Source organism: Methylorubrum rhodesianum (genome assembly GCF_014199985.1).
Classification (GTDB): Bacteria; Pseudomonadota; Alphaproteobacteria; order Rhizobiales; family Beijerinckiaceae; genus Methylobacterium; species Methylobacterium rhodesianum.
In genome coordinates, this window is the sequence record NZ_JACHOS010000007.1 from 294,613 (window position 1) to 300,857 (window position 6,245).

The following is a 6,245-nucleotide window of genomic DNA, read 5'->3' on the forward strand; positions in this document are numbered from 1 at the left end:
GTCCGTCTCCCGGCGCCGCTGCGGGCTCGGTCAGTGGCGTCCCGCATCGATCCGGACGAAGCTGCGCACTGGCCCGAGGGCGGATTCGCTGCGGGTATCCACTGCGATGCGGCTCTGAACGGGGGCGGTGGTCCCGCTGCTGCCGGCATCGATGCCGGCCCTGACGCGGCCCGACAGGCGAATGCAGGTCGCTGTGCCGGGAATGCGGATGAAACCCGCGCCCTGGCTCGGGCAGGATTCCGCCGCAGCCTCGGACGGATGCGGGACGCGCTCGAAGGCCGCCACCGGGGAAATGCCCGTGAACAGCGGTGCCAGCGTGAGCGTGAGACCGAGGCATCGCACCGCGTTCCGCATCTGATTCTCCCTGGCCTTCACGGCGGCGGCTCGACCCCTCGGATCGACACGGATCCTCTCATACCAGATCCGGTGACTCTTTCGTGGCACCGGATCCGCGTTTCGCTCGAGCGCCGCGCGGGCCCGCCGATACGGTGTCCGTTCCGATCGAGCGAGGGCGGCCTCAGTAATGGGGTGGAGGTGGTTCCGGGGCACCGCCAGCGGCCCGGAAGGCGCTCTCCTCGACCTGCTCCTGCAGACGCGCGACCTGCCGGGACAGCCGGTCGATGACTCCCCATTGCGCCGTGATGGCGGCGTTGAGATCCTCGATCATAGCCTCCTGCTCGGTCAGACGGATTTCGAGGCGCGCGATACGATCGCTGTCGGACGGCATGTGGCTCATCGCCCGACCATGCCCGGTGCGGCCGGCTGCTGACAACCGGCCTTCTCGAGCGCCGGAACCACCCGAGCTTCGACCCCATGGCGGGGTGCATGAGTGCCATGCGACTCAGTCATACGCGTGAGTGCGCCTCGATTTCAGCAGAAATCAGGCGCCATGTTACGTCGAATCAAGGCAATAAACATGCTTTGTAGTCAATATGTTCGAATAATTTTATGACGAAGTCCAGCATATTCTTATAATGCCGACGGAAATACTTCTAAGTAATAGATTTGATCTTTAATGGATCCGCTGTTGACTGGTTTCGAGCTGGTTCAGGGTGCGTGACGATGGGTGCGCGCCCGCGATCCTGCCGCCCATCGGCGAGAATTTGCGAAAAATCGAAGCATTCTTTCCGCCTTCCCTTCAGGGCTGTGCAGGCAATGTTGCGCAACGAAGACACGTGGCACCATGACCGAGCGCCCAGCCCCTGACCTCCATACCGTGTTTCTCCCGGCCCTATGCTGGAGCCGGCGGCAGCCCGACTTCTACGCGGTCACGCAGGACCTATCTCGAGCGGGCATCACGTTCCGGTCGGCGTCCGAGCCGGCGCTCGACGAGCAACTCACCTGCAGCATCCGCTACATCGGGCAGGTCGAGGCCCGCGTCGTCCGCACCGACGACAAGCTGTTCGTCGTCCGGCTCATGGCGTCTCGCCAGCGGGCCGCCGAGATCGCCCGCACCATGCTGGCGCTGGGACGCGAGCAGGATCGGACCTTCGAGGCGGCCCGCGTGCATCCGCGGATCAACCCGACGCGCAAGGACGTGCTCGTGACCCTCGGGGACGGGAGCGTCCTGCCGGGCCGGCTGATCAACGTCTCGGCCTCCGGAGCGGCGCTTGCCCTCGACCACACCCTCGCTAGAGGGGCGAGCATCACGATCGGCGGCACGGCCGCCGAGGTGGTGCGCGTCTTCCGCGACGGGATCGGCGCCGCCTTCGCCAATCCCCTCGATCCGGCGCAGGTCCATGCCGGGATCCGGCTCTGATCCGGCTCGGATCGGCCTCGCAGCCCTGCCCTGCCCTCGCATCCGGGCCGCGGAAGGTCTAAGTCCCCGGGCGAGCCCTGCCCGATGACGCGGCCGAAAGCCTGCCCGTGACCGACTACATCAAGAAGATCCTCTCCGCCCGCGTCTACGACGTGGCGATCGAGAGCCCCCTCGACCCGATGCCGCGCCTGACGAAGCGGCTCGGCCGCCCGGTGCTGCTCAAGCGCGAGGATCTGCAGCCGGTCTTCTCGTTCAAGCTGCGCGGCGCCTACAACAAGATGGCCTCGCTGCCGCGTGAACAACTCGATCGCGGTGTGATCTGCGCCTCGGCCGGGAACCACGCGCAGGGCGTGGCGCTCGGCGCGGCCCGCCTCGGCGTGCGTGCGGTGATCGTGATGCCGCGCACCACGCCGGCGATCAAGGTCGATGCCTGCCGGGCGCGAGGCGCCGAGGTGGTGCTGCACGGCGACGCCTTCGACGAGGCTCTGGCCGAGGCGCGCCGTCTGGAGGCGCAGTGGGGCCTGACCTTCCTGCACCCGTTCGACGACCCCGAGGTCATCGCCGGCCAGGGCACGATCGGCATGGAGATCCTGCACCAGCATACCGGGCCGATCGAGGCGATCTTCGTGCCGATCGGCGGCGGGGGGCTGGCCGCCGGCATCGCCACCTTCGTGAAGTATCTGCGCCCCGAGACGAAGGTGATCGGCGTCGAGCCGGACGACGCCGCCACCATGGCCGAGGCGATCCGGGCCGGCGACCGGGTGATGCTGCCGAGCGTCGGCCTGTTCGCCGACGGGGTCGCGGTGCGCCAGGCCGGCGAGGAGACCTTCCGCCTGTGCCGCGAGCATCTCGACGCGGTGATCACCGTCGATACCGACGCGATGTGCGCGGCGGTTAAGGACATCTTCGACGACACCCGCGCGATCTCCGAGCCGTCGGGTGCGCTGAGTCTGGCCGGCGCCAAGGCCTGGGCGGCGCAGAATCCCGGTTCCGGGCCGCTGGTGGCGATCTCGTCGGGCGCCAACCTCAACTTCGACCGCCTGCGCCACATCGCCGAGCGGGCGGAGATCGGCGAGGAGCGCGAGGTCCTCCTCGGCGTCACCATCCCCGAACGGCCGGGCGCCTACCGCGCCTTCATCGCTGCGCTCGGGCCCCGCGCGATCACGGAGTTCAACTACCGCTACGCGCAGGGAAGCGACGCGCGCATCTTCGTCGGCATCAACCTGCCCGGTGGAAAGCCGGAGAAGCGCGATCTGATCGCGGCCCTGGAGAGCGCCGGCTACCGTGTCGCCGACATGAGCGACAACGAGATGGCCAAGGTCCATGTTCGCTACATGGTGGGCGGGCGCGCCTCGGGGCTCGCCGACGAGCGGCTCTACCGGTTCCAGTTCCCGGAGCGGCCGGGGGCCCTGATGAAGTTCCTGGAGGCCCTCGGCGACGGCTTCAACATCAGCCTGTTCCACTACCGCAACCATGGTGCCGATTACGGCCGGGTGCTCGCCGGGATCGAGGTGCCGGCGGCCGAGCGGGACCGTTTCGATGCGGCCCTCGAAGCGCTCGCCTACCCCTATGTCGACGAGACCGACAACCCGGCCTACCGGCTGTTCCTCGACAACGGTATCGGCGCCGAGGCGCACCGCCACGAGCGATGAGCGCCGGTCCGGCGCGGCCGGGCACCACTTTCGCGCCGGCTCGAACGACAACGGCCGTCTTTTCGGGGTCGGCCCGCTTGCCTACGATAGGCAGCGGCCGACGGCGCTCGCCGGCCGGAGAACGGAGCGGTGGTCGATGCGCTCAGCCCCTCTCGCCTTGCTCGCCCTCGTCACCCCGGCCCTTGCCGGTCCGCCGGAAGGGGCCACCCGGGCGGGTGCGGTCCCATCCGGGGAGACCTCGATCCTCTCGCATCGCAGCGCCGAGGAATCCATGGCGCGTCAGGCCGAGTTCGATCGGCGGATCGCGGAGCGCAGCAACCGCGCCGCCCGCTCGATCTGCTCGGGCTGTGGGGCGGGCGGCGAGAGCGGCCCGCACGGTGCGGCTGTCACGCCGGGCCTGCGCAATCCCGGACGCATCGAGCTGCGACCGGCCGATCCGTCACGGGCACCGCTCGATTGAGCGGTTCGGCCGGTCCCGGGGGAATCAGGCCGCGCTGTGCGCGGGTTGGCTGCGGAACAGGGCCGTGCAGCCGGCATCCCTATGCATGCTCAGGATCGACGCGCGATCGATCTCGGGATGCGCGGCGAGAACACGGCGCACATCCTCCACCACCTTCTCGTAGCGATGAGCGTCGAAGTCCTTCTCCAGCGGACTGACGGCGATGTAGGCCTCGACCACGAGGACCCGTTCGGCGCGGTCCTTGGTGATGTCGACGGCGATCCAGGCCGATTTGACCAGGCGGTTGGCGGCGAGCATAGGACGATCCTCCGATGCCGCCGCGTTATCCGGCGGCTTTCGAAGGGAAGCATGGACCGCGCCGAAGAGCTTGCCAAGCGATTCCGCCGCCGCCTAGGGCCGTATCCTCACGGATCCGGCCTGGAGCTTCCGACCGCCGTCATCCGATCCGCCCTCGTTCGAAGCGGCGCGGTCATGCCGGCCTTGCCGAAGCCGTCGGCGCTCCATGGCTTCGCGTCTGCCCGGGATCGTGGTCTCGCCAGGATCGTCGATCCGGAAAGAAGAGCCGACCCCGTCGCGGCGGACGGCTTCGGCCCCTGCAACGCCCCCCCCGAGGATCAGGTGTCGGAGACGATCCGCAGACCCGCAAAGCCGTTGAGGCGGGACGGTGCGGTGTAGCCCGCAGCGCCGTCCTCGTCTTCGGTGCTCGCCAACCCTTTCGCGCGCCCCTTCATCAGGGTCGGGCGTGCGATCCAGCGCACCACCTTGTCGCCCTCGTAGCGCCCGGCCCGCCGCTCGTCCCTGCGCAACACCCAGCGCGGATGAACCGCCCCATTTCTGACCATGACCCGTCCCCCTCAGGGCTCCGCCGCCGCAGCCTGCGCGCCACTCGGCGCGCCCTGGCCTCACGACAGCCCGTGCCCTAACGATCGAAGCAGGCAATGATTTCGGGACAATTGCATCCTCCAAATTAGGGATATCCGGCATCAATTGCGCTTAAGTAGTAGCGAGCGGCGTCAAAGCGATTTTAACCGCGTGCCGCGACACGTTACTCAACCTCTGCAAGCGTCGGACAGCGGTTGTGACGCAACAGTTGACGCAACATCCCCGTAAACAGCCGGGTCTAACCCCCGCCTTGCGAAATGTGAGACGTCGCGAGGGGAAGATGCCGAAGATCGTTGTCGCCGCTGGAGTTGTCTCGACCATGCTGATGGTGGTCGGCACCCCAACCGATCTTGCGGCGATGGCCGACACGAGGGCACGCCCTGCCGAGGCGGTGCGGCCGGCCCCGAACCGGACAGAGGGTTTCGGCTCGGGCCTCCCGCAGCGCGCCGCGCGGGCATCGTGCCCGCCGCGCTGGCCCTACATCGTCCTGACCTGCGTGGCGTGAGGCGGTCATGACCTTGTTCCTGATCCTGCTCGCCTGCAACCTCGCCCTCGGACTTCTCTTCACGCTGATCGCGACATCGGTGGACTGAACCGGGTGGCGGGTGCCGAAGGCGTATGCGGCGCGCTTGACCTCGACCACGGCTTGAGCGCACGAAACCCTATGCTGAAGCTTGTTCGCCTGATGGCCTGGGTCGTGGCGATCGGTCTCGTCGCCGTGACGCTGTCGCCCCTCGAAGCGCGTCCTGTCCTGACCTCGCCCAATCTGGAGCGGGCCGGCGCCTACGCGCTGTTCGGCTTCCTGCTCGCGCTGTCCTATCCGCGCCGCTGGGGGCTGGCGCTGATCGCGGCCGTCGCCCTCGCCGGGTGTCTCGAGGCAGCCCAGGGGCTGACGGCGAGCCGGCACGGCCGGGTGATCGACTTCCTGGTCAAGGGCGGGGCGGCGATGATCGGCGCGCTCGCCGCGCAGGGGTTGCATCTCCTGCTCGCGCGCCGCGCCGCCCGCTGAGAGGGCCGCCTCCGATCAGTCGCCCGGTGCCAGGGCACCGACACCGACATGGCGTAGGCCGTGGCGCTCGACCTCTGCGGGGGCGTAGACGTTGCGCAGGTCGACGAGGACCGGCGCGGCCATCAGCGCCTTCAGCCGGGCCAGATCCAGCGCCCGGAACGCGTTCCACTCCGTCACGATCACCAGCGCATCCGCCCCTTCCGCGCAAGCATAGGCGTCCTCGGCGTACGCCACCCCCTGCAGAAGCGGCCGCGCCTGCTCCATCCCTTCCGGATCGTAGGCCACGATCCGCGCGCCCGCATCCTGCAAGCCCGCGATGATCGACAGCGACGGCGCGTCGCGCATGTCGTCGGTGTTCGGCTTGAACGTCAGGCCCAAGAGCGCCACTCGCTTGCCCCGCACCGAACCGCCGCAGGCCGCGATCACCTTGCGCGCCATCGCCCGCTTGCGCTGGTCGTTGACCGCCACCACCGTCTCCACGAT

At 68.6% G+C, this 6,245-nt stretch carries 10 protein-coding genes; 5 read left to right on the forward strand and 5 right to left on the reverse strand.

What is annotated here, in order from left to right; all coding sequences use genetic code 11:
* Positions 1-30 precede the first annotated feature (30 nt).
* Together HNR01_RS12705 and HNR01_RS12710 are read right to left on the reverse strand one after the other, a co-directional pair.
* The gene (locus HNR01_RS12705) at positions 31-354 is read right to left on the reverse strand and encodes a porin (RefSeq protein ID WP_183667950.1); all 324 of its coding nucleotides are present in this window, start codon (positions 352-354) and stop codon (positions 31-33) included.
* Between the two features lie 163 nt (positions 355-517).
* Positions 518-736 carry a SlyX family protein gene (locus HNR01_RS12710; RefSeq protein WP_183667951.1) on the reverse strand — a complete coding sequence of 73 codons (219 nt, stop codon included), beginning with the start codon at positions 734-736 and terminating at the stop codon, positions 518-520.
* A 447-nt stretch (positions 737-1,183) separates the two neighbouring features.
* Here HNR01_RS12710 and HNR01_RS12715 point away from each other — a divergent pair, with 447 nt between their 5' ends.
* From HNR01_RS12715 to HNR01_RS12725, 3 genes are all read left to right on the forward strand, one after another.
* Positions 1,184-1,759 (forward strand): PilZ domain-containing protein, encoded by a 576-nt coding sequence (locus tag HNR01_RS12715; RefSeq protein WP_183667952.1) that lies wholly within the window; start codon positions 1,184-1,186, stop codon positions 1,757-1,759.
* 107 nt (positions 1,760-1,866) lie between these two features.
* Positions 1,867-3,411 carry a threonine ammonia-lyase, biosynthetic gene (ilvA, locus tag HNR01_RS12720; RefSeq protein WP_183667953.1) on the forward strand — a complete coding sequence of 515 codons (1,545 nt, stop codon included), beginning with the start codon at positions 1,867-1,869 and terminating at the stop codon, positions 3,409-3,411.
* A 136-nt stretch (positions 3,412-3,547) separates the two neighbouring features.
* Complete coding sequence (locus HNR01_RS12725) at positions 3,548-3,871, forward strand: hypothetical protein (RefSeq protein WP_183667954.1); 324 nt, start codon at positions 3,548-3,550, stop codon at positions 3,869-3,871.
* Positions 3,872-3,895: 24 nt separating this feature from the next.
* Here the strand turns inward: HNR01_RS12725 and HNR01_RS12730 are convergent, their stop codons facing one another.
* Together HNR01_RS12730 and HNR01_RS12735 are read right to left on the reverse strand one after the other, a co-directional pair.
* Positions 3,896-4,168, reverse strand: a complete 273-nt coding sequence (locus HNR01_RS12730) for a hypothetical protein (RefSeq protein WP_017486286.1) — start codon at positions 4,166-4,168, stop codon at positions 3,896-3,898.
* Positions 4,169-4,485: 317 nt separating this feature from the next.
* Entirely contained in the window at positions 4,486-4,713 is a 228-nt protein-coding gene (locus HNR01_RS12735) for a hypothetical protein (protein WP_017486285.1), read from the reverse strand.
* 320 nt (positions 4,714-5,033) lie between these two features.
* Here HNR01_RS12735 and HNR01_RS12740 point away from each other — a divergent pair, with 320 nt between their 5' ends.
* Both HNR01_RS12740 and HNR01_RS12745 read left to right on the forward strand, forming a co-directional pair.
* Complete coding sequence (locus HNR01_RS12740) at positions 5,034-5,258, forward strand: hypothetical protein (protein ID WP_183667955.1); 225 nt, start codon at positions 5,034-5,036, stop codon at positions 5,256-5,258.
* Positions 5,259-5,417: 159 nt separating this feature from the next.
* Complete coding sequence (locus HNR01_RS12745) at positions 5,418-5,762, forward strand: hypothetical protein (protein ID WP_153873383.1); 345 nt, start codon at positions 5,418-5,420, stop codon at positions 5,760-5,762.
* A 15-nt stretch (positions 5,763-5,777) separates the two neighbouring features.
* On the opposite strand, the gene HNR01_RS12750 is transcribed toward HNR01_RS12745, so the two are convergent.
* Positions 5,778-6,245: UDP binding domain-containing protein (locus HNR01_RS12750; RefSeq protein WP_183667956.1), on the reverse strand; the 468-nt coding region annotated here is incomplete at its 5' end.

What these genes read in the sequence shown, in the direction of transcription:
- HNR01_RS12745 (WP_153873383.1), top strand. Translation starts at nt 5,418, where the DNA reads ATGCTGAAGCTTGTTCGCCTGATGGCCTGGGTCGTGGCGATCGGTCTC.
- HNR01_RS12740 (WP_183667955.1), top strand. Translation starts at nt 5,034, where the DNA reads ATGCCGAAGATCGTTGTCGCCGCTGGAGTTGTCTCGACCATGCTGATG.
- HNR01_RS12715 (WP_183667952.1), top strand. Translation starts at nt 1,184, where the DNA reads ATGACCGAGCGCCCAGCCCCTGACCTCCATACCGTGTTTCTCCCGGCC.
- HNR01_RS12725 (WP_183667954.1), top strand. Translation starts at nt 3,548, where the DNA reads ATGCGCTCAGCCCCTCTCGCCTTGCTCGCCCTCGTCACCCCGGCCCTT.
- HNR01_RS12730 (WP_017486286.1), bottom strand. Translation starts at nt 4,168, where the DNA reads ATGCTCGCCGCCAACCGCCTGGTCAAATCGGCCTGGATCGCCGTCGAC.
- HNR01_RS12710 (WP_183667951.1), bottom strand. Translation starts at nt 736, where the DNA reads ATGAGCCACATGCCGTCCGACAGCGATCGTATCGCGCGCCTCGAAATC.
- HNR01_RS12735 (WP_017486285.1), bottom strand. Translation starts at nt 4,713, where the DNA reads ATGGTCAGAAATGGGGCGGTTCATCCGCGCTGGGTGTTGCGCAGGGAC.
- HNR01_RS12705 (WP_183667950.1), bottom strand. Translation starts at nt 354, where the DNA reads ATGCGGAACGCGGTGCGATGCCTCGGTCTCACGCTCACGCTGGCACCG.